Below are 22,198 nucleotides of genomic sequence, written 5' to 3'. Positions count from 1 at the left end.
GCTCATTTGAAGCTAGCGAGATTTTGCAATCTCTTTTATAGTCGATTACTCGACTGTGCTTACTCACTCGTTGTTCAGTTTTCAAAGATCAATTTCTTTCTTTTCCCAACCCGCTCTCACGAACAGGAATTATAATATATCATATTCGTCCAACCAAATGCAAGCTTTATTTCTACACAATTCGATAAAATTTGCAGCCCGTTTTGGCCGGACCAGTAATATACCACGGGCATTTGGAATATGCAACACCTTTTTAAAAAGAATATCGATTCAACTCTTGCACCACAAGTTCTTGCTCAAATTGCTCCTTTAATGAATCATTGCTCGGAGAAGTCGCAAGTCCAATTTCCTTGAACTCACGAATTAGATTCTGAATCTCATGAAGGTTACCCTGTTGCACAAAGTGCTCTGTCTGATTAATGACATGGAACGCCATGGCCTGATACGCATCCGTAAAGCTTTGATCCACACCCTCAGCGCCTCGATAATCCGCATAATACCTTTTGAACGTATCCATTAAACTTTCTTCCATTCTAGCCATCTCCTCTCCTGATATAGCATAGTTTCCCAATATCTTTCCAATTTATACAATATAACGAGCAACAAGCCCCCTGCGAATTATGCAAGGAGCTTGTTGTGTGAATCTAACCTTTTTTATCTCTTATATAACTATTAGTAAGAATGCAACTTATTAGCTTTATTTAACGTCAATTGTAGTAACGGATTGATTTTGGCCTTTAAGCTGAATCACGTGACCCGCTGAGAAGTTAGCTAGGTTTCCTGTCAAAGCGAAAGTCGAAGATACATTATATGTAGTTGATTGATCAACTCCATTGATATTTTGTGTGATCGTGATTGTCGCAATTTTACCTTGAGCGTTAATTGTTGTTGAAGTCAATGTACCCAAGATGTCGAAAGAAGTGTTTACAGGCGCATTACCTGTTACTTCTACGAATACAACAGTATTGTTGAATGTACGTACTTTAACTGTATCACCAACAGCAATTTCAGTAGGGGCAACCTTCACACCATTACGTAAAACGAAAACGTCTGGGTGCAAGTTATACACCGTAGTTGTACCGTTTTTAGTTAGGGAAAGAACATTGTTGTACACAGCTGTGTTTACAGTTCCTGAATTTGAGTTTTGATCTTGGCCAGGTAATTGCTCGTTCGTACGATCAAGAAGAGCTGCCAATTGCGCACGTGTTACGCTTTGATTAGGTTTGAAAGTATTGTCTTCAAAACCGTCGATTAAGCCTTTATCAACCGCTACTTTCACATAACCAACGGATCCAGCTGGAATTTGTTTAGCATCCTTAAATGTAAGTGTGCTCGTCATGTTTGCTTTTGCTTCTGCTTCTAATTTCAATGCTTTCACTAGAAGAGTAGTTGCCCATAGACGGTTTGCATCTTCATTAGGTTTAACACTATCATCACTCTCTGTGAACAGGTCGTTCTCAAGTGCTACTGCAACATAACCTACTGCCCATGCAGGAATTTTGTCAGCATCTTTGAAGTTCAATTTTGTTTGCTTTTCAGCATCGGATTCGGCTTGCTCACGCAATCCCATCAAACGAACAGCTGCTGTAATCGCTTCAATGCGAGTTACTGTTTTCTCTGGTTTGAAGCTACCATCTTCATATCCTTCGAAAACACGTTTGGAAGCTAAGCTTGCAATATAACGCATTGCCCATTGTGAATTTTTCATATCGTTGAAATTAATGTTAATTGTTACGTCTCCATTAATAACATTTTGTGTATAACTCGTATTATTTTTAGATCCATTGTTATTATTGCCTTTACCACGATCATCGTTTTTACTTCCATTTGCAAATGCGGCAGTTCCGCCACCAGCAACCATAGTTAGAACAAGACCTGTAGCTACGAATTTTTTCATTAGGTTTTTTTTCATTTTAAAATCTCTCCCTTAGTCATTTTATGGTTTATACATAAGATTAAGATGGAGCCTTCGCGAAGGGTTCCTGGTTATGCTACAAGGATTCGCCAATGCTTGTCAGTTTTTGGGGGTGCAGGTTGTAAATCTTTCAGAATCAATTCTCAAAGTCTATTAAATCCACCCTGAAACTGCTAAAATGAAGACCATATAGTCTATCGCTAAAGGAGCTTATGTATGCGTTTACGAAACCCGCGAGTTCAACTCGTTATTGCTCTGGCTGTACTCCTAATCGTTGTATCAGCCTTCTCATTCAGCAAGATTTGGTTCAAGCAAGGAAGCATGAACGTAACCGCAGTAGTTCCAACTGTTACCCATCAAGATACCCCTCAAGTGAGTGAAGTACCTTCAGCTGTACCCAGTCCAGATACGAAAATAGCGAGCGTTGCCACATATCCAACTGAAAACGTAGATGTTGTTGTAATTGGAAGTGAGCTTGAAGGCCTTTATTTGGCCCGAGCTGCCATAGATGAAGGTCTCAAAGTGAAAATATTAGATCCCCATCAAGCCTTCGGCGGTCAAATCCTTCAAAGTCAAATGTTATTTCTAGATGAAACACGAGATGAACAAGGACATTTACTTGTACAGGGCCGCGCTAAAGAACTATTCGATGGCTTCCGCAACGCTAAGATTCGAAAGCTTTCTGAATTCACGACATATATGGACAAGTTAAGTAAAGATATCCCCATTGAGTCAGGCATCACCATTCAAGAGGTTGAACAAATTCAAACACCTGATTTTATGCACAAAATCCCATCCATCCTATATAAAACGAATAAAAATGAAGTTAAAAAAATTACGGCCTCCTATTGGGTAGATAACAGTGATTTTGCCGCATTAATGAGCCGCTTGGATGCTAAGCGTTTACCAGGTCTCGAGAAATTCTATGGGCAAAAAGATATTGAGTACATGAGCGCAGGCATGATGATGAAGTTTAAACATGTAGATTGGAAGAAGTTCAATACGACCTTCAACGCACTAAAACCTGAGGAAAGATCGAAACAATTCGGCGGTGGAAGTGTCAGCGATAGTTTCGCCATTGGACTTAGCGGCATGACGAAGGCGTATCATCCTTCTAATGATCGTGTTTTCCTAAGAGGTTTGAATGCCGTGAATCAACGTGATGGCGAAGTCCTCATTAATGCGTTGCTAGTCTATACCGTTGATCCTGCCAAGCCGGCGTCTGTGCAAGAAGCAGTCTATTTAGGAAATAAGGAAACAGCCCAGATCTTGCAGCATTTCCGAAAAACATTACCAGGCTGGGAGAAAGCTGAGCTAGGCGAACTGCCAACTTACCCTTATATTAGAGAATATAATCACTACGAAATGGACTATACCCTTAAACCATCTGATCTCCTTGCAGGTACGATGTTCTGGGACAATGTCAGTATTGGCGGTTATCCGCTTGATCTTCAAGGTACGAGTGCCAACAAATGGGGAATTGAGATGGGACGCCCTGACAAATACGGCATGCCGCTTCGCAGCTTTTTACTGAAAAATTATGAAAATGTCATAGCAGCAGGAAAAAATGTTGGTTCCTCCGCGATCGCATTCGGCAGCACACGTATTCAGCCAAACACGAGTTTGGCCGCAGAGTCCATTGGTGTCATCTTAGGTCAGCTGCATGGCAAGCAGAAACTTCGCGAAATTAAACCCGAAGACATGCTGAAGCTCCAATCGTACTTAGCTACTCGGTATCAAATCAAGTTAACTGGCGTAACAGGGTCCAACAAAATCACTGGTTGGAATGAAGAGGAAATTCGCAAACTGGATACTGGTGAAATCACTTATCCTAGCTACGTTCAAACACGTAAAAAACCAGCCGTTAAATGAGATTTAGATCGTATCGACCGTGTCCTCGTTCATGTAACGAGTGAGCACGGTTTTTCTTTTTCAAAAAAGGATTGAAAGCTAAGCAACATGCGTATACAATAAGTATTATACTTATATTCACTTACAAATACTTAAGCGAAGGAGGCTATCATCCTTGTTTCAAGAAGAACGACTCGTTTCCATCCTGGATTACTTAAAATCAAATAAGCGTATCTCCGTAGATCTGATTTGTGAGCTCTATGAAGTTTCTCGTGATACAGCTAGACGAGATATGGTCAAATTAGAGGAACAAGGATCCATCGTTCGTACGCGAGGTGGAGCCATTCTACCCACGCTTTCTAAAGAAGTCGGCAATTATGATCAGCGCCTTCAGGAGGAATCCACTTCTAAACTGACGATTGGTAAAAGAGCAGCTACACTCGTTCAAGATGGCGATTATCTGATGATGGATGCTTCAACAACTGTTCTGCATGCAGCTACTGCCCTGGCCTCAAAAAACAACATTGTCATCACAAGTTCCATTCAAACAGCCGCTATCCTTACTCGTAAGGATGGCATTACGATTCATATGCTTGGTGGTGTACTAGATAATAAGCAACATAGTGTCTACGGGGCTAAGGCGATTGAAATGTTAAACGAGTATCACGTCGATAAGCTTTTCATTGGCACATGTGGTATTTCCGAGAATGGGCTATCCGCCCCCAATGAAGAGGATTGTTATTTAGTAAGAGCGATGATAGAGCATGCCGATCAAGTGATCGTCCTCGCGGATCATTCGAAATTCGGCAAGCGTCTGTTCCATCGTGTTGTAGGATTTGAGAGTATAGATATTCTGGTAACGGATCAAGCGCTGAGCGAGGAAATGAAAGAGCGCTTATTGGCCAGTGAGGTTGAAATCGTACTAGCAGGAGGAGAAGAACAACATGATTAAACTAATCGTTAGCGATCTGGACGGCACGCTGCTTGACCATCATAAGAAAGTCACGGAACGGGAGCTGAAAGCTCTACAGCAAGTGAGAGACGCAGGAATAATGCTTTGTCTGGCCTCTGGTAGAATGAATTCGGAGATGCAGAGAGTACTTCAAGATATAAAACATCAAGCTCATTCTGTTTCCCAAAATGGTGCTTTCATCCATTTGATGGATGGTGCGCTTCTGCAAGCGAAGCTATTTGATCCTTTCATCGCTCACCGTGTGTATCAACTCATCCAATCTTTCGATGTAGTTAAGTTTATCTGCTCTGGAAGTGCCAATTATATTGAGCGCTTGAGTCCTGCTTCCGACGAGATTCAGAAGAGAATGTTCGAACCTTTTATAGTCAAAAGTGAGATGGAACAATCCCTGAAGGATGCCTTTCCAATTTGTAAATTTTCACTATTCGGGCAGGAAGAGGATTTACTTGAGATCAAGTCGCTGTTAGAAAAAGAGCTCTGTGATCAATTGGACATCTATATGGCTGATACGGATTGCCTCGATATCATGCCTCACCAAGTTTCCAAAGGTAGCTCCCTCCTTGCACTTCTTGCACATTTGGGATTAAAGCCTGAAGAGATCGCGTGTTTTGGAGACTCCTTTAATGATGTCTCGATGTTCGGTATTACTCCGCATAGCTTCGCCATGCATACAGCCCATTCTGATGTGAAAAAGGTTGCTGCGAATACCGTGAACTCTGTTTCCGAAGCGATTGCCCATGTACTGGCTTATAATGAAAAGTTTACGACTGAACGTAAAGGAAGCGCCGCATTATGAAACGATTATTAATTATGGGCTGCCTATCCTACTTATTAACAGGCTGCACGCATGTTATTTTTGGTGCTGTGTTACCTGAACTACTAGCCCATTATGGTCGAAGCTACAGTGGCGGAGGGTTGCTGGTCTTTTTGCAGTTTGGAGGTTTCATGCTAGGTGTGCTTGCGATGCCTACACTCATTCGTCGCATCAGTCGTCGAAGTACAATAACAATGGCATTTTGCTTCTTGTTTGTGGCTATGCTTGCTATTGGCTTACTCCCACCCTGGCCGGTGGTTATCGGGTTGACCTTCCTTGCAGGTATCTCCTTCGGACTCGTGGAGTCTAGTATCAGTACCTTCGTCCTCATGGCTGCCAAAGATCAACAAGCGGTTGCCTTCAGCAAGCTTGAAGTTTTCTTCGGACTAGGCGCTTTATTCATGCCGCTTGTATCCAGTTTACTCATTGCAAATGGGTTATGGAAACTTGCCTTTATGCTGCTGGGATTAAGCGCTCTTGCAACAGGCATCATTTGGTCAAAACTATCCTTAGGTGAACATGATGAATTACTTGCCCATAAAGCGGATCGTTCGCAGAAAGCGGATCGAATTCCTGATCTTTCTAAAAAATCGTTCATTTTTTTAAGCTTACTTATGACTGTCTTCTTCTTGTATTGCGGCATGGAAAATACGATTGTAAATTTCTTACCGTCCATCTTTAAGGACCAGCTGCAGGCTTCAAGCTCTGTCTCTACACTCGGTGTCACCGCTTATTGGTTAACCATGGTTGTTGGTCGCTTATTCGCAGGTGCCTTAGCTGAGAAGATGACCTATTTCAAATACTTAGCTTTTTCGTTCGCTTTAAGCGTGATCACCGTAATCATTTGGGTGTTCAGCACGAATTTATGGAGCAGCTTTGCCGTCATTCTCTTGCTTGGGTTATTCATGTCAGGTATGTTTGCTGTTGCCCTTATTTATGCCAATCAACTGTTGCCTGGACGTACAGAGCAAACGACGAGTGCACTCATTGCCTCTGGTGGTTTAGGCGGAGCTATCCTGCCGCTTGGTGTCGGTTGGGGCATGGATCACTTCCATGTAGGTGTCTCGATCTGGTTTGTACTGATTAGTATGTGTGCTGTGTTTGGTATAATCATGTATACACGAAGATGGCAGGCTCCTGTGTTAGTAGCAAAAGTTTGATGATATGCGAGCTAGCCAAGTAAGATGAAACCAAAAGCAAAAGACCCTTCATATCCACTTAGGTGGTATGAAGGGTCTTTTGCTTTACTGAAATGGCTTTAGTTGAACGAGAATGGCATTGTCTTCGAACACCACATTTTTAATGCCAATTAATTTAGGTAAGTATGATTGCAGTGGAATTTCAATCGGAGCTAGTTGAAGCCAAGTACTCGGTAGCTGCCAATTCCGGATCTGTGTATTCACATGTTGGATGACCAAGTTAGGCGGATCCCATGCCAATGTGAATGTCGCGTGAGCACCGATCGGTATCCGATTGCGCCACCTCACGTTTACATCCGCCTCTACCATGGCGCCCTGCAGATTCAACTCTGCACCTTCCATCTGGAAATCATGCGGAAGTGTGCTGTGCGAAGCTAACTGTTTTTTCAATAATTGATTTACTTCCTCTTCCGAAAGCCGCACGTCCAGCTTTCGGGAGAGGATCATTTCTGCAATTTTGTTGCTTATAGCGATCTCTTTATATTGTAGATCCAGCGACTTCGTTGGTTTCACATACTGGATGATGATGAGTAGCATCACCGCGGCGATGACAACCAGCATCAGGAGTGTGATCGTAACTTTCTTCAGCATGCTTTTACACCCCGCAGATCATGAGTAGGCTTCGCGCGTAAGCGAGCTACTCTTCTTTATTCTGCTGCTTCTCTTTCAGCCAGCGCGGAGCGCCCTTGCTCTTGCGATCGCGCTCGCGTTGCGCTTTGCTGACGGCCTTGCCTGCGGCGGCCGTCTTCCCTTGCGCTGCCGGCTTCGCCGGAGCAGCGCCCTGCTGGCCGCGCGCGTCTGGCGCCGCGGCACTTACACGCACCGCGCCCGCAGGCGCGGCAGCCTCACGCGCGCCGGTGGAGCCGCTGCGCGAAGGTGCTGCGCTTGGGCGCGCGGCTTCACGGCGGCTGCGCATCGTAGCCGCACTGCGATCTTGGGCCGGGTCAACCAATCGGCCCTCGTACATAGCCTTCGGCTCGATCGTGATGCCGAGCTGCTTCTCGAATTTCTCGATGATGAAGAGCTCTCTCGAGGTCACGATAGAGATAGAAGTCCCCTCACGGCCCATCCTGCCTGTCCGACCTACACGGTGAAGGTAATACTCCGCATTCGTCGCCACATCCAGATGGAAGACATGCGTCACACCTTCAATATCAAGTCCTCTGGCAGCAACGTCAGTCGCCAACAATAATTGAAATTTCCCCTCACGGAAATTGCCCATGACTTTGGCTCGATCCTGCTTGCTCGCTTCTCCATATAGAGCTTCAACAGAAAGCCCTACATATTGAAGCTTACCAACGACTTGTGCAATATCATCAGTTACATTAATGAAGACAATCGCTGAAGTCGGCTTAATCATCCGAACAAGTCTTCGGAGGGTGTCAATCTTTTCACGTTCCTGACACACGACATAGTGATGCTCCAACGTTTCAGCCGTACGCTGGGAGGGGTTAATTTTGATAATAACCGGGTCCTTCAACCATCTACCTGCTGCTTGCTCCGTACTTTGAGGAATTGTCGCCGAGACAAACACCATTTGACTCGTGCGAAGCATACCTTTAAGTACCGCTTCTACATCCTGCATAGAGCCAAGTTCAAACACTTGGTCAACTTCATCGACAATGCCCATTTTCACATGATGCAGCGTAAGCTTGCGAACTTTCATTAACTCAAGCAAACGTCCTGGCGTTCCAACAACGATATGCGGATGAAGGCGCAGCTTTTCGATCTGTCTGGCAACGGCCGCTCCACCAATCAAGGATTGTGAACGAATAGGTCCTCCGCTCGTCAATTTCTCAATTTCCTGCATGATCTGCATGCCCAACTCTCGTGTAGGGACAATAACCATGACTTGCAATTGTTTCTGTGTTGGATCAATTCGCTCCAAGGCAGGCAGCAAATAAGCTAGGGTTTTGCCCGTTCCTGTCTGGGATTGAATAATGGCGTCTTTCCCTTGCAGGAGAACTGGAATACCTTCCGCTTGAATCGGGGTCGGTTCACCAATCCCTAATTCTTGTAATTTATCTAAATAAGTCTGTGCAATCTGCAGCTGTTCGAAACTCGTACTCAATACGATATACCCCTTTTCTCTTCCAACCTCATGCCCATATTATATGCTAGAGTGCTTCAGCAAACAAATATGTAGACGCCGTTCTCTATCTATCTGATCCCCATTCATCCAAAAACTTCTGTTTAATGGCATCCCGCGCACGAAAAAGCCTTTGTCGCACAACGCCTTCGGTCACACAAAGTTCACTAGCCATATCTTTATAAGATAAATTATGAATCCACTTCATGGCGATAATCTGTCTATAGGAAGGATTAAGTTGATTGATATACGCAATAACGGCTTCTCTCATGACTTTCATTTCAACCTCTACGTCTGGCGTAGCCGAATAATCCGAAGTTGGAGCTGACTCCTTTAAGGAGAACAATACCTCTGTCTCGAGTTCGTCACGGTTACGTCGATGTTTGCGCAAATGATTGAGAGTCACGTTCCGCGTAAGTCTCTTGAGCCAGCCTTCATATTTATCAATTTCCGTTAATAAAGGGGCTTTGTGAACCGCACGGAGAAAGGCTTCCTGGATAATATCCTCCACGGCAGCGTGATCTCTTAAAATAAAATTAATCATCGGATAAACGAGCAAGTAAAATTCTTTATAAATCTGTTCCTGCATGCTCGTATCTAATGTGTTAAAGTCGCTGTTAAATATTTCTCTCAGTGACTTCATCATATTCCCCCCTAGCCTACAGGTAAAAAGAACTAAAGTGTATCTACCTTATTTTAGGTTAAAAAGGGGGAGTAAACAATCGTTACCGCTAAAATAACAGGAAAAATTTCCCGATCATAAGGAAACGATTACCTGTTAGAGGGAACATGCTTCCCGATATTTTGACAGCCTCTTCTTCATCTATTAAACTAAAAGTGCTCCAACTACTCTATTTCCATCCGAAGGGATGACGTACATGCCTACCGATTTTGAAAACGATTTTAACACGTTGGTCGCCAAGACCGCAGAACTTATTACTGGTGATACTTCCCCAGAAATGATCGAGAAAATCAAAATATGGGCTTTCTTCAATCATGTTCATAAGGCACTGCCCGCGCTGGCTTCCCACTGGAATCAATCTCATCCTGAGGGCAAAGCAGAAATGCGAAAGATTTTCGAAGAAATCCGCGCACTGAATCAAGCGAAGCAAGCAGCGAAGTCTGATTCATCCGAAACGTAGAAAAAGCAGAGAAAAAGCGACCCCAATGTGACTGGGAGCCGCTTTATTTTTTATTCATGATACCTGACGCCAGTTTATTAAAAAGGCGAGGAAACAGATGAAATAATTTAATCCCAACACCCGCTACAAAAGGCAGGTTCTTTTCTGGAATGTTTTTCTCGACAGCATGAATGAGCTCTTTGACTACTTTTTCGGGCTTTAACATAAACCAAGCGATGTTCTTGACATAATTACCGCTCGGATCCGCCTTGTCGAAAAATGGTGTCGCAATCGGACCTGGATTAATCGCTGTCACAGATACACCTGATCTCGCTAGTTCCATCCGCAAGCTATTCGTAAATCCAAGCACCGCATGCTTGGTTGCCGAATAGGCTGTTGATTTGGCAGAACCAATTTTACCTGCCATTGAGGCAACATTGACAATATGGCCACTACCTGCCTTTAACATGTGCGGGAGCACTGCCTGCGTGCAGCGTACGAGCCCCAGATAATTCACATCCATCATCTCTTCAAAATGAGCAAGTGGCGCTTCCGTAAATGATTCAAATATGCCATATCCAGCGTTATTAATTAGTATGTCAATTCGCCCAAACTCGGCGATGATGCGGCTCACAACTTGATTTACCTCATCTGTATGCGTCACATCCATGGCGTAGACAGCGTGTTTCCCCGGCAAGTTTGAAGCAATTTGTTTCAACATATCCGTACGTCGTGCTGTCAACACAGGTATAGCACCTTTAGCTGCAAATTGCTGCGCCATCAATGCTCCAATTCCACTTGAAGCACCTGTAATCAAGACGACCTTGTTCTTGATTTCCAACCTATTCCACTCCCTTCGACACACAAAAAAAATGGAGCTACCATCAAACTGGTACTCCAACGTTCCTACTTATATTACGTAATTAGTACTTGAATGTCTAGTTCACCAATGCCATCCATGATTAAAGGAATGGTTAATGCTCTCTTCGGCACAAATCCTGCTGCCGTTGCAGATTGGACTAACTTCGGTGGTGTAATGTCTACCCGAACACCTTGGTTAAAGAGCATCGTGCTCGCATTACCACTAATCATATTGCCCAGTTCAGAAATGGCACTCTTACCCATTTCATCCATCTCAGTGATGACGAATCCACCCATCATGGCAGAAACCATTTTCAGAGCAACATCTTCAGCCAAGCCGAAAACGACGTCGCCTTCCATTTGTCCAGTCATACCGATTTGGATCCAGATATACTTTTCCACAAATTTGACGTCTTTAATGCCGAGCTGCCCTGTCGTTGGGCGAATGTTAGCAACTTGCTCGATGACGATTCTAGCCGACTCCAAAAAGGGATTAATGTACTCAGCCTTCATAGCTCCGCTCCGATCTCATTTGTGAATAAGTTCCACAGAAAAACGACCTTTTTCAACATTATACATAATATTTTAGGACAAGTATACTGTCAATTTAACAAAAATAGTTCCAACTACTCAGATACACGCCACAATTCTACCTTCATACTTAAATTGTCGAAACCTAGTATTGAAACGCCTCCAAATAATTAATATACAAAAAGAATGGTAAATTATACAAAATAATAGCTATTCCTGTTAAACTATGAAAGAGAATCTCAAAAAGGAGAGATGAGAGTCAATGACGATGAACCCCCCTCCTGTAAGTATCCGAAAATTCACGATTTATCTGATACCCGTCATAGCGATCTTCGGTTTTCATTTATTTTATTTGCACCATTTGCCTTTTTTTCAACATAACCGTATGGCAAGCATCGCTCTCGATAGTTGTATGTTAGTCGTATTTATGTTACTCGCTTTATTCGGAATACGGCTGCTCAAGCGACGTGAAACCAGTATTTCGGAAACAGCTGAGCGATATAAATCACTATTCGATAACCATCTTGACTCTATCATTTCCTTTAGTTTAGATGGTGAAATCCTTTCTTCGAATCATGGACTTGAAAGCTTGCTCGGGTTGGGTGAAGAATCGTCCAAATCCGCCTCATTTCTTCCAATGATCCATCCTCCTGATCTACTCAAAACACTGCACCATTTCCAAGTGGCATCAGAAGGAATGCCCCAAAATTTCGATGCTTCTTTCTTACATCAAAATGGATTCCCAATCCCTTCTAATGTAACTTTTGTTCCTACCAAAGTGGGCAACCAAATCGTTGGGGTGTATGCTATTCTGAAAGATTTGACTGAGATCAGAGAACAGAAGAAAGAAATTGATAAGCTCTATAAACAAAATCAGCTCATTCTCAATTCGGTTTCGGAAGGCATTTATGGTATTGATACAAATGGACGTACTATTTTCTGGAACAAAGCCGCGGAAGCCATCACTGGTTGGAAAGTGGATGAAATGCTAGGTAGACGCATACATAACCTGATTCGGCCGCTTCATGAGGATGGCACTTTGGTCATACCTGAGGATAACGCGACAGTAAACACGATGCTTCAACGTGAAGGCGCGATAATGAATGAAGATTTGTTTTGGAAAAAAGATGGAACCAGCTTTCCAGTAGAGTACATGTCCAGTCCTATACTAGATGGTGGTGGTCAGCTATTAGGTACCGTCATTACATTCAGTGATATCACAGAATTGAAGAAGACGCAGGAATTGCTTATTAAATCGGATAAGCTATCTGCCGTTGGACAATTGGCTGCTGGTGTTGCACATGAGATCCGCAATCCGCTGACCGCGTTAAAAGGATTCCTCAAGCTGCTCAAAACAAGCTCTGCCAAGGAGCAATATTACATTGAAATTATGCAAAAAGAGCTGCAGCGTATAGAATTCATTGTGAATGAGTTTTTATTTGTATCCAAACCTCAGGCTACTCATTTCGTTACTAGTACGTTATACACGATCATCATGAGCACTGTAGAGTTACTTCAACCACAAGCACTGCTCTCTAATATCGAAATTGAAGCAGAGGTTGACTCAGGGCTTCCGCCAGTCATGTGTGATGAAAATCAAATCAAACAGGTCTTCATTAATATTATGAAAAATGCTATAGAGTCGATGTCGCAAGGTGGCAGTCTGCACATTCATGCAGAGCTGAAAGGTTCGGGCAATCAGATTCTTGTTCGTTTCGTGGATCAGGGGTGCGGCATTTCACCTGAACGTCTTCCCAAGCTTGGAGAACCCTTCTATAGTACGAAGGAAAAAGGAACAGGACTGGGCCTAATGGTTTGTTATCGGATCATTGAAGCGCACGGTGGGTTCATGAACATTAGCAGTAAACTTACGGAGGGTACGATCGTCGAGATCACACTCCCGACAACAACTATCCTATCTAAAGGAGAAGCAACAGGATGAACGGATTTCTAATCGATCTAGATGGCACACTTTACAGAGGGCACGAGCCTATCCCTGGTGCCGCTGCTTTCTTGCAATGGCTCCAGCAGGAGCAATTGCCTTACCTCTTGGTGACGAACAATTCGTCCCGCACCCCCGATCAAGTTGCCGAGCATCTACAAGCGCTCGGCATGGCGGTACCCGCGGCAGCCGTCTATACGTCTTCGCAGGCGGCTGCGCAGTACTTGACCGAGCAGCGCGCTGGCCAGCGCGTGCATATGATCGGCGAAGACGGCCTGCGGATTGCGTTGGACGCAGCCGGCTTCACGCTGGATGAGACGACGCCGGATTACGTCGTCCAAGGCATTGATCGCAGCTTCACCTATGGGAAGCTGACGGAAGCGGTCCGCCATCTGAAGCATGGCGCGACCTATGTCTTAACCAACCCCGACCGGATGCTTCCGTCGGATGGAGGGCTTATGCCAGGGGCGGGCTCCCTGGCAGCTGCGATCACCGCCGCCTCCGGCGTGGAGCCGGTGGTGATCGGTAAGCCTTCGCCGATCATTATGGCGTATGCCATTGAGCGGCTCGGTCTGCCTGCCGCCGATGTCTGGGTCATCGGCGATAACGTGCACACCGACATCCGCGGAGGTGCGATGGCGGGTTGCCGCACTGCTCTTGTCTTGACGGGCGTCGCGACGCCAGACAATGTGCACGAGCAGCTGGCGTCGGCTGGCTTGACACCGGACTTGGTCTGCACGGATTTGCCACAGTTCATAGCGCAGCTGAATTTGTTATCGTCACCGACCAAGTAAATGATGACTGCTGTACAGTCGCATTACTCCGATTTTCCCAATTAAAAACGCGGATTTCCGTTTGGTTTTCTATTGTTGACAAAAAAAAGCACTACCTTGTTGGACAAGGAAGTGCTTTTTTCAATTTGCTTCAATCGATCCGATCCCAATCCACATCGAGCTCTGAGTTTCTTTCCTGCAGCCTGCCGTCTCGGGCATCCTGCTGCAGCTCTTCTAGCCATTTCAACTCGGTGAAAGCACGTTTATAGCTGCCGACCATCATTTGCAAGACAACGCGAGGAACAATGTTCAAATGCTCGTTGTACAAACTTTTCATCTTATTCATGATCATTTTCTGTTCCAAAATTTTATGTTCAAGAATATCTGCAATCTTGGCTTGATCACCGTGAACGGTAAATGGCAGTGCCACATAAAGCGGATGATAATGTTTGATCTCTTCATGCAATTGATGAGACAACAGTTCTTGAAATTTTTGCCTACCAGCTTCGGTGATTTGATAAATAGTTTTCTCTGGCCGATTCGTATCGCGCACGACTTCTAAGGCTTCTACATGACCATCCTTATGCAGTTGATCCATGGCATAATAGAGCGAGCCGTCTTGCAGTTTCATATAATTCGTCATACCGCGATCTTTCATCGTTTGACGAATCTCATAGGTATGCCGATTGGCTTCCATTAATAGTCCGAGAATGACCAGCTTCATCGACATTTGTGCCCAACCTCCTAGTGTCCTACTGGTACATCTCCTTTGACAGGCGCCTTACCAACTTCTAGTTTAGCATTTCCCATCAATAAAATGAACGCGAGACCTAGTATAGCTAAAACAATCGTAGTTTGGAAAACAACGGCAATCGAATCCGCCAACGCGGTTAAGAGCTTATGCAATACCTCTTGGGGTATATTCGCTCTCACTTCGGGTTGGAGCAGCATCCGCGCATCATGGAACTTCTCCGCCATAGCTGGGTCATTCAACGATTTGGTGATATTGTCTTTCAAAGCATTTACTTGAATACTCCCGAATATCGCTACCCCAATGGCAGAACCAACGGAACGGAAGAAAGCAACCAAGGATGTTACCGTACCCCGGCGACGGAAATCAACTTTATGAAGTGCAGACATCGACGTGATCGGGAAACAAGCGCCGATGCCTAGTCCGAGAATAATCATGTAGGTTGTGATAACCCATCTCTCCGAATCAATGGAGATACCGCCAAGTAGCGATGTCGCCAACAGAAGAAGAGCGACGGATACAAGAAGCACATTCCGATAGGAGAATTTACCGATGAAGCGACCACCTAGTGCACTACTTACGACGACACCAAGCATCATAGGAGTCAATGTCGATCCAGCCGATGTCGCTGAACCTTCGAATACGCCTTGGATAAATAATGGAATGTACGTCCCTGCAGAAATGAGAACCGCTCCATAAGCAAAGCTAACTCCCATACTGGACGTAAATAACCGATTTTTGAATAAATCTAGAGGTACAATAGGCTCTGCAGCGTTTTTCTCAATAAGAATAAACCCTGCTAACAGTACGACGAACCCTGCAAATAAACCAATAATTTGCATCGAACCCCAAGCGTATTCTTTCCCGCCAAACTCCAATGCGAACATGAGTGAAACGATAGCTGCCGTTAATACAACTGTACCGCCCCAATCAATCTTAGCCTTACTATGTTCCACGGACTCGTGATAAGAGAAAATAATCATAATCAAAGAAATAATACCTAGAGGTAAATTGATAAAGAAAATCCATTCCCACGTCACATGATCTGTGAAGTAAGCCCCAATAATAGGACCAAGCACACTGGATAATCCGAAAACTGCGCCGAATAAGCCCTGCATTTTGCCCCTTTTCTCAGGAGGGAAAATGTCAAAAATAATAGCAAAAGTAATCGGCATCAACGCTCCGCCGCCAATACCTTGTATCGCACGGTAGATGATCAGCTGTGTCATCGATGTTGCTGTTCCACATAACGCGGATCCAATCATAAAGACAACGATACCGATAATGAAAAATAGTTTGCGGCCATACATATCCGAAAGTTTACCGAAAATAGGCATTGCTGCCACATTGGCAATCAGATAGGCCGAGAATACCCAAACAAATTGGCTAAAGCCGCCCAGCTTAGATACAATCGTTGGCATCGCAGTTGATACGATCGTTTGATCTAGAGAAGCCAACAAGAGTCCAAGCATCAGGGCTACAACCGTCACGGTCGGATTTGATTTACGTGATAAAGACATACGTGGAGTCTCCTTAATCGTTATGTTATATATTACATAAATTATTATATTCAAATTTGAGTAATTTGAAAAGATAAATTTCAGTTATCCACTTTGCTTTCATACATCGGTAGCTTGCGCTCTGAGACCCGCAAATATCCCGCCTTGTTGCCTAGTTAGCACTTCCTATCATATAATAAAGTCAGAAAAGGTTTTTATGTCCTTTACAATTTCGATAAATTTTATTTGTACCTTTGATCTTACATCTAACTTGCAGGAGGTAATCTGATGAATATGAACCAGTTAGAAACCCTGCTCACGATTTCTAAGACGATGAGCTTTCGTAAAGCTGGTGAAATTCTAAACTTGACCCAACCTGCCGTTTCCGCGCAAATAAAAAGTCTTGAGGATGAATTCGGTACGATTCTCATTGATCGTAATCAGCCTGTTACTTTAACAGATAGTGGAAAGCTTTTCTTGGAGCATGCGGAAAAAATATTACGGATCACCAGTGACCTGAAACAGCGTCTTTCCGATCTGAGTCAAACCCCTCAAGGTCATATCCATATTGGCACAACGACTTCCATTGCCATGCAGATCTTGCCGAGGGTTCTTTCCTATTTCCAGGATCAATTTCCGCTGATTAAAACGACCATTCATTCCATGACCTCTTCTCAGATCATGACATCCGTGGAAAACGGTCATATCGATATTGGGATCACGTATTTATTTGAGAAGAATCCAGCTTTGGAGACTTCCGTGCTTTACTATGATAATTTTGAACTCATCGTCTCCACGCACCATCCGCTTAGTCGTTTCACACATTTATCTATCGAGAAGCTTAGAAATATTCCGTTTATCATGCTTTCTCCAGAAACTGCAGGTCGACGTTTCGTCGATCAAATCTTCAAATCCTATGATGTCTCGCCTCATATTGTCATGGAGTTGTCTAGCAGTGAGGAAGTGAAGCGCATGGTCGAGTTAAATCTAGGTGTTGCGATCATATCCAAAATGTCTGTTGCTGATGAACTGCGACATGGCTCATTGAAGATGGTAAAAGTGAACGAACTGGATATTACCCATCCCGTAGGCGTAGTATATAAGTCAGGAAGATACTTGAATTCTGCTATGCAACAATTTCTCCGCGATCTCAAAGGAATGCCGGAAACGCAATTTATTGGTTCAGAATAGCTTACTTTTTAGGAGGGCTTGCTGTGAAATTCGATCTACATACGCATCATGAGCGATGCGGACATGCGCAAGATACCATACGTGACTATATTGAGGCAGCCATTGCAGCTGGCCTTCAAGTAATTGGCATCTCCGATCACTCCCCATACTTTGGAAGCTCCGAAGATCGTGCACAACCTGCCATCGCCATGGCAAAAAGCGAATTTCCCCGCTATATAGAGGAAGTACTACACCTCAAACAAGCGTATGCAGGCAAAATTAATGTACTCTTAGGTGTGGAGTCTGATTATTTCCCAGAGCACGTGGAGATTTATAAGCAAGAATATGCAAAGTATCCGTTCGATTACATCATCGGCTCCGTTCATCTTTCCGGAGGTGTGAGCATCTTCAATCGCAACAGATGGAAGAAGTTGAACGAAGCTGAGCACGTTGAGCACAAGGAAGAGTATTATCGCCTGATTGCTGATTCCGCTCGATCGGGAATGTTCCAAATTCTTGGACATATCGATGCGATGAAAGGCTTCTACCCTGCCTTTTCCGATATCGTGACACCAAAGGTCGATGAGACTTTGAAAATCATAGGAGAATCCGGCGTTGCGATTGAGATTAATACGTCAGGCAAAACGAAAGATGTTGGCGGTTGGTACCCCTCCCATGAGATTCTAGAGCGTGCGCTGCATTATGGCGTTGAGGTTACTTTCGGTTCTGACGCCCATGTCCCTAGCCGCGTTGCTGATGATTGGGAAGAAGTTCAGAAAACTTTGAAGGAAATTGGCTTCCATCATTGGGTCTATTTCGAAAATAAACAAAAGCAAATTGTTGCTCTGTAGCGAACTTTTTCTTTTTCCAAATACCAAAGAGGTGCCCTAATGAAGGGCACCTCTTTGGTATTTATTATATATCATAATTATGAACAGACTTTGCTCCTAAGAATGCCAATTTTTCATGCAGCTCTTCTTTCAAAATCGCTTGCAACTGTGCGGGTTTCATCGGCTTATAAAAATAATAACCTTGGATGTGATGGCATCCATTCGCCACCAAAAAGTCCGCCTGTTCTTCCGTCTCTACTCCCTCTGCAATCATTTGCAGCTGAAAAGCATTCGCCACAGAAATGATAGCTTTGATCATAGCACGATCCTTGTCATCGGTCTGAATACCGCGAACAAATGACTGGTCCAGTTTAATCTTCGTGACCGGGAACCTTTTCAAATAGCTTAAGGATGAATAATGCGTACCGAAATCATCCACGGAAATAGAGATTCCTAATTGGCGAAGTCTATTCAGAACACCCATCTGCTTGTCCTGCATCGCTACATTTTCCGTGATTTCCATCTCCAAGTATCGCGCTTCAAGCCCGGTCTCTTCCAGAATCGCAATAACCTTATCCACAAAGCGTTCATCATGCAACTGTTTGACTGAAATATTAACGGAGATCATCAGCGGTTCATCCGTCTGACGATGCCAAGCATTCATTTGTCTACAAGCGCCGCGGAGCACCCACTCACCAATCGCATCAATAAGTCCTATTTCCTCCGCTACTGGAATAAAATCGGACGGTGAAATGTAGCCTTTCGTCGTATGATTCCAACGTAACAGTGCTTCAACACCTGTAATTGCCCCCTTCATGCAATCTACCTGGGGTTGATATACAATCTCAAGCTCTTTTCGATCCAACGACTGACGGAGATGATTTTCCATTTCCAGCTTAGAAATTGACAACATCTCCATGTGTTGAGTGAAGAAGCTATAGGAGCTGCCACTTTCTTTTTTAGCCATATACATCGCAATATCCGCATTTTTCAGCAGCGCTTCCCACGTTTCACCGCCATATGGATACTGTACAATGCCAATACTCGCATTTATAAAAAAGGACCGATTCGCCAATATACAAGGCGGTTTCAAGACGGCAATAAGTTGTTCGCAGAAAGCTTGAATTTCCTGCTCGCTAGAGCAATTCTCCAGTAAAATCGCAAATTCATCTCCACCAAATCTAGCAAACGTGTGGAAAACCAAATGAGATTGCTGGACGCGTTGAACAACTTTTTGCAGCATATAGTCTCCCATATGATGCCCATGTGAATCGTTGATCATTTTAAAATTATCAAGATCAAAGAAAAGGACGACGAGTGAGGTCCCCCTCACCTGATTGTAAGTAATTTGCTCTTTCAACATCATCTGAAAATGAGCACGGTTATGTATGCCTGTCAGTACATCGTGGTAGGCCATATAGGACAACATTTGCTCCGATTCCTGCATCCGCTTCGTAGACTCCTGTAGTTCCTGCTGCCCAGCAATCAACTCTTCATTGGCCGCTGTCAAGTCTTCATTGGCGATCTGCAGCTCTTGCGTCCGCTCGTTCACAGCTTGACTAAGCCGATCACGTTGTCGAATGATATAGATAATGAAGAATAAGCCTAGAAATAAAACGAGCAGTATAGCGCAGCGGATAATGAGCATTTGGTTATTGACCGTTTTTACCGCATTGGCGGGAGGGGTAGCCGCTAGTTCCCATTTCGTATCCTGAAGATCGATCACTGCGATCAAAGGGGACTGAAAGAATGTTGTATTTTCTCCGTAAAATGCTGGCATGCCTGGACTTCGAATGGCCATCCTCGGCTCTTCAGAAGCACCGTCTTTGATCCCCGCTTCAATAAGCAACTTATCCATGTTAATGGCAACAGAAACGAAGCCCCAGAAAACGCCATCTTGAAAAAGAGCTTTACGAGCTACCAAACCTTGCACACCTTGAAGCAACATAAAAGGACCGTCGGTCGTCATTTTTTTCGTTTGCAGCGCTTGATAGACTTGAGTCTGTACATTCTCTCGAGGATCATGCAGGAGATCCCAATTGATAATATCCTCATTCCCTTTCGGGGGATACACGAACTTCATAACCCCATGTGGTGCAATGACAACATTGAAGGCGGACGCTTGTGAACCCGCATATAACGCTTCAATATAAGCATGAACCTCTTGTACACTTTTGTCTTGCAAATAGCCGGCGCTGACAAAGGCCTCTAGACTTACCATCAAATTGAAATTACGATTAATGACAGACTGTAAGGCAACAGCTTTGGCAGATAATTGAGCAGCCTCCGTACTTTGCAGTTCATTCAAAAGCGATTTTTTATAGGTAGTGAGAACCGATTCAGTTGAGGTAAACAGAAGGACAAAAATGAGGGATAAGAAGAAATACTGCATTCTGTTCATAGGTCTCTCCTCCCAAATTTGACTTGAAGCAGGAACATTATTCGACATCTTTCTCTATTATTTCATCTCCTCTCCCTTACTGGCAATACATTTATTTGCCTCCGGGGTTGTCCGTGATGCCCCTACCAATCCCTTCCAAATCCTTTCTAGCGAATTGGCGTTCCCACACTTTCATCCTTGATATATAATTAGACATATGACCCTGAACGAATGGAGACATGAAGATGGACATACATAACATTTCTATGCATCTCATTGATGAGGACACGGACCAGCCCCGCTACCAGTTCGATGAAGAAGCACTGCAAGAATTAATGAAAAGCATTGGGGAAATTGGCTTACTCTCTCCGATCAAAGTTCGTACAACCGCCAACAACCGATATAAGATCATTTATGGCAATCGCAGATATAAAGCTACCAAAATGCTAGGGCTTCCAACCATATCATGCATCGTGTCAACGGTAACGGATGAGATGGAAATCTATCTGGAGCAGATTGCTGAAAATCTAACGCGAGAAGGCTTCTCTCCCATTGAGGAAGCTGAGGCCTTTCATAAGCTTATGCATGATGCGAAATTTAGCTCATCTATTAAATATCTTTCTGGCAAACTTGGCAAACCTGAAACGTATATTAAAAACAAATGTGAGCTGCTTAAGTTTGGGAATTCTGTAAAGAAGCTCATCGTAGGTGGCACGGAGATTCGCAAGGACAAGCTTACCGAGGATCAATTGCTGCCGTTGAAGGATCTCCCATTGGAGCATCGTGATCCACTAGCTTTAATCATGGCACGTGATGAAATGCCAGTCAGTGATGTGAAGAAAATTGCTAAGATGTTTAAGGATAAAGACATCTCTGACCGAATCAAGGGGCAGCTGCTCTATAAATCAGGGCCTGAATTAATCGAAACCTGGTCTACTTTCCAGAACAATCGAGCTGAACGAGCGAAGCCAATCGCAGCCAAGGCACCTGCTAAAGCTGAGAAGATTAAAGTTGAGGTTCAAGAAGTTGAAGTATCTGCGCAGGGGAAAGAAGTTAACAAAGTGGAGCTATCCGTTGAAGCTAAGCTTGCTGTACCGCAAGCTGCTGATACAACTAGAACTGCTGCTGCCGGATCGCTTTTACAAGCTAGACTACAGCAATTACTTCAAACGATTCCCGATCCACCTACTTCTAGCGAGTTGCAGCAGGAGCAAGATGGTATGAATGAGCAACAAAGAGAACAGTTCTCCCAAGACGTCTCGACGTTAGTGGAGCAGTTGGAGAAGCAATTGGAAGCTTGGAGAACGGTTCAAAGCCTAGCTGTCTCTCATTAAAATTAACTTACACCGCTTGTGATTCGTGTTATTCCTAGTGAGGAAAGCACGAGCTGCATGCGGTGTTTTTAGTGCTTGTTCAAATCGGTAAGCGATCCGAACTCAACGAAGGCTCGCTACTCATTTTTTTACTTCCACACTACCATACAAGTATGGTAGTATAAG

Annotated in this window: 20 protein-coding genes; 10 read left to right on the top strand and 10 right to left on the bottom strand. The window is 44.1% G+C overall.

The window, feature by feature from the left end; genetic code table 11:
- Window positions 1-253 precede the first annotated feature (253 nt).
- Together ASL11_RS11770 and ASL11_RS11765 are read right to left on the bottom strand one after the other, a co-directional pair.
- The gene (locus tag ASL11_RS11770; RefSeq protein ID WP_056613742.1) at window positions 254-532 is read right to left on the bottom strand and encodes a hypothetical protein; all 279 of its coding nucleotides are present in this window, start codon (window positions 530-532) and stop codon (window positions 254-256) included.
- A gap of 165 nt (window positions 533-697) precedes the next feature.
- Window positions 698-1,912, bottom strand: coding sequence for an S-layer homology domain-containing protein (locus ASL11_RS11765; protein ID WP_056613738.1), 1,215 nt, complete (start codon window positions 1,910-1,912; stop codon window positions 698-700).
- A 219-nt stretch (window positions 1,913-2,131) separates the two neighbouring features.
- Between ASL11_RS11765 and ASL11_RS11760 the strand changes: the two genes are divergently transcribed.
- From ASL11_RS11760 to ASL11_RS11745, 4 genes are all read left to right on the top strand, one after another.
- Complete coding sequence (locus tag ASL11_RS11760) at window positions 2,132-3,787, top strand: FAD-dependent oxidoreductase (protein ID WP_056613734.1); 1,656 nt, start codon at window positions 2,132-2,134, stop codon at window positions 3,785-3,787.
- A gap of 154 nt (window positions 3,788-3,941) precedes the next feature.
- The gene (locus tag ASL11_RS11755; protein ID WP_056613732.1) at window positions 3,942-4,718 is read left to right on the top strand and encodes a DeoR/GlpR family DNA-binding transcription regulator; all 777 of its coding nucleotides are present in this window, start codon (window positions 3,942-3,944) and stop codon (window positions 4,716-4,718) included.
- Window positions 4,711-5,535 carry a Cof-type HAD-IIB family hydrolase gene (locus ASL11_RS11750; protein WP_056613730.1) on the top strand — a complete coding sequence of 275 codons (825 nt, stop codon included), beginning with the start codon at window positions 4,711-4,713 and terminating at the stop codon, window positions 5,533-5,535. The genes ASL11_RS11755 and ASL11_RS11750 overlap by 8 nt, the downstream gene beginning before the upstream one ends.
- Window positions 5,532-6,713, top strand: coding sequence for an MFS transporter (locus ASL11_RS11745; protein ID WP_056613725.1), 1,182 nt, complete (start codon window positions 5,532-5,534; stop codon window positions 6,711-6,713). Before ASL11_RS11750 ends, ASL11_RS11745 begins: the two co-directional genes overlap by 4 nt.
- Before the next feature lie 84 nt (window positions 6,714-6,797).
- Here ASL11_RS11745 and ASL11_RS11740 read toward each other — a convergent pair whose 3' ends face one another.
- From ASL11_RS11740 to ASL11_RS11730, 3 genes are all read right to left on the bottom strand, one after another.
- Window positions 6,798-7,343: a hypothetical protein gene (locus ASL11_RS11740; RefSeq protein ID WP_056613720.1), complete on the bottom strand. Its 546-nt coding sequence runs from the start codon at window positions 7,341-7,343 to the stop codon at window positions 6,798-6,800.
- A 46-nt stretch (window positions 7,344-7,389) separates the two neighbouring features.
- Window positions 7,390-8,823, bottom strand: a complete 1,434-nt coding sequence (locus ASL11_RS11735) for a DEAD/DEAH box helicase (RefSeq protein WP_056613716.1) — start codon at window positions 8,821-8,823, stop codon at window positions 7,390-7,392.
- Window positions 8,824-8,908: 85 nt separating this feature from the next.
- A complete protein-coding gene (locus ASL11_RS11730) occupies window positions 8,909-9,487 on the bottom strand; it encodes an RNA polymerase sigma factor (protein WP_056613712.1) in 579 nt (192 codons plus the stop codon).
- A gap of 232 nt (window positions 9,488-9,719) precedes the next feature.
- On the opposite strand from ASL11_RS11730, the gene ASL11_RS11725 reads away from it, so the two are divergent.
- Complete coding sequence (locus ASL11_RS11725) at window positions 9,720-9,983, top strand: DUF2573 family protein (RefSeq protein WP_056613709.1); 264 nt, start codon at window positions 9,720-9,722, stop codon at window positions 9,981-9,983.
- A gap of 43 nt (window positions 9,984-10,026) precedes the next feature.
- On the opposite strand, the gene ASL11_RS11720 is transcribed toward ASL11_RS11725, so the two are convergent.
- Together ASL11_RS11720 and ASL11_RS11715 are read right to left on the bottom strand one after the other, a co-directional pair.
- Window positions 10,027-10,803, bottom strand: a complete 777-nt coding sequence (locus tag ASL11_RS11720; RefSeq protein ID WP_056613706.1) for an SDR family NAD(P)-dependent oxidoreductase — start codon at window positions 10,801-10,803, stop codon at window positions 10,027-10,029.
- Window positions 10,804-10,877: 74 nt separating this feature from the next.
- Complete coding sequence (locus ASL11_RS11715; RefSeq protein WP_056613703.1) at window positions 10,878-11,336, bottom strand: chemotaxis protein CheX; 459 nt, start codon at window positions 11,334-11,336, stop codon at window positions 10,878-10,880.
- Window positions 11,337-11,616: 280 nt separating this feature from the next.
- On the opposite strand from ASL11_RS11715, the gene ASL11_RS11710 reads away from it, so the two are divergent.
- The gene (locus ASL11_RS11710; RefSeq protein WP_056613700.1) at window positions 11,617-13,296 is read left to right on the top strand and encodes a PAS domain-containing sensor histidine kinase; all 1,680 of its coding nucleotides are present in this window, start codon (window positions 11,617-11,619) and stop codon (window positions 13,294-13,296) included.
- Entirely contained in the window at window positions 13,293-14,090 is a 798-nt protein-coding gene (locus tag ASL11_RS11705) for a TIGR01457 family HAD-type hydrolase (RefSeq protein WP_056613697.1), read from the top strand. The genes ASL11_RS11710 and ASL11_RS11705 overlap by 4 nt, the downstream gene beginning before the upstream one ends.
- 130 nt (window positions 14,091-14,220) lie before the next feature.
- On the opposite strand, the gene ASL11_RS11700 is transcribed toward ASL11_RS11705, so the two are convergent.
- The gene (locus tag ASL11_RS11700) at window positions 14,221-14,799 is read right to left on the bottom strand and encodes a PadR family transcriptional regulator (protein ID WP_056613693.1); all 579 of its coding nucleotides are present in this window, start codon (window positions 14,797-14,799) and stop codon (window positions 14,221-14,223) included.
- A 14-nt stretch (window positions 14,800-14,813) separates the two neighbouring features.
- Window positions 14,814-16,340 carry an MDR family MFS transporter gene (locus tag ASL11_RS11695; protein WP_056613691.1) on the bottom strand — a complete coding sequence of 509 codons (1,527 nt, stop codon included), beginning with the start codon at window positions 16,338-16,340 and terminating at the stop codon, window positions 14,814-14,816.
- A gap of 267 nt (window positions 16,341-16,607) precedes the next feature.
- On the opposite strand from ASL11_RS11695, the gene ASL11_RS11690 reads away from it, so the two are divergent.
- Both ASL11_RS11690 and ASL11_RS11685 read left to right on the top strand, forming a co-directional pair.
- Window positions 16,608-17,510 (top strand): LysR family transcriptional regulator, encoded by a 903-nt coding sequence (locus tag ASL11_RS11690; protein ID WP_056613689.1) that lies wholly within the window; start codon window positions 16,608-16,610, stop codon window positions 17,508-17,510.
- 23 nt (window positions 17,511-17,533) lie between these two features.
- Complete coding sequence (locus ASL11_RS11685) at window positions 17,534-18,340, top strand: histidinol-phosphatase (RefSeq protein ID WP_056613687.1); 807 nt, start codon at window positions 17,534-17,536, stop codon at window positions 18,338-18,340.
- Window positions 18,341-18,404: 64 nt separating this feature from the next.
- On the opposite strand, the gene ASL11_RS11680 is transcribed toward ASL11_RS11685, so the two are convergent.
- Window positions 18,405-20,720, bottom strand: a complete 2,316-nt coding sequence (locus ASL11_RS11680) for a bifunctional diguanylate cyclase/phosphodiesterase (protein WP_056613685.1) — start codon at window positions 20,718-20,720, stop codon at window positions 18,405-18,407.
- Between the two features lie 224 nt (window positions 20,721-20,944).
- Between ASL11_RS11680 and ASL11_RS11675 the strand changes: the two genes are divergently transcribed.
- Window positions 20,945-22,033 (top strand): ParB/RepB/Spo0J family partition protein, encoded by a 1,089-nt coding sequence (locus tag ASL11_RS11675; protein ID WP_082595389.1) that lies wholly within the window; start codon window positions 20,945-20,947, stop codon window positions 22,031-22,033.
- The last annotated feature ends 165 nt before the right edge of the window (window positions 22,034-22,198 follow it).

This window comes from Paenibacillus sp. Soil750 (assembly GCF_001428045.1).
Classification (GTDB): domain Bacteria; phylum Bacillota; class Bacilli; order Paenibacillales; family NBRC-103111; genus Paenibacillus_E; species Paenibacillus_E allorhizoplanae.
This window is presented reverse-complemented; position numbering and strand designations above follow the sequence as displayed.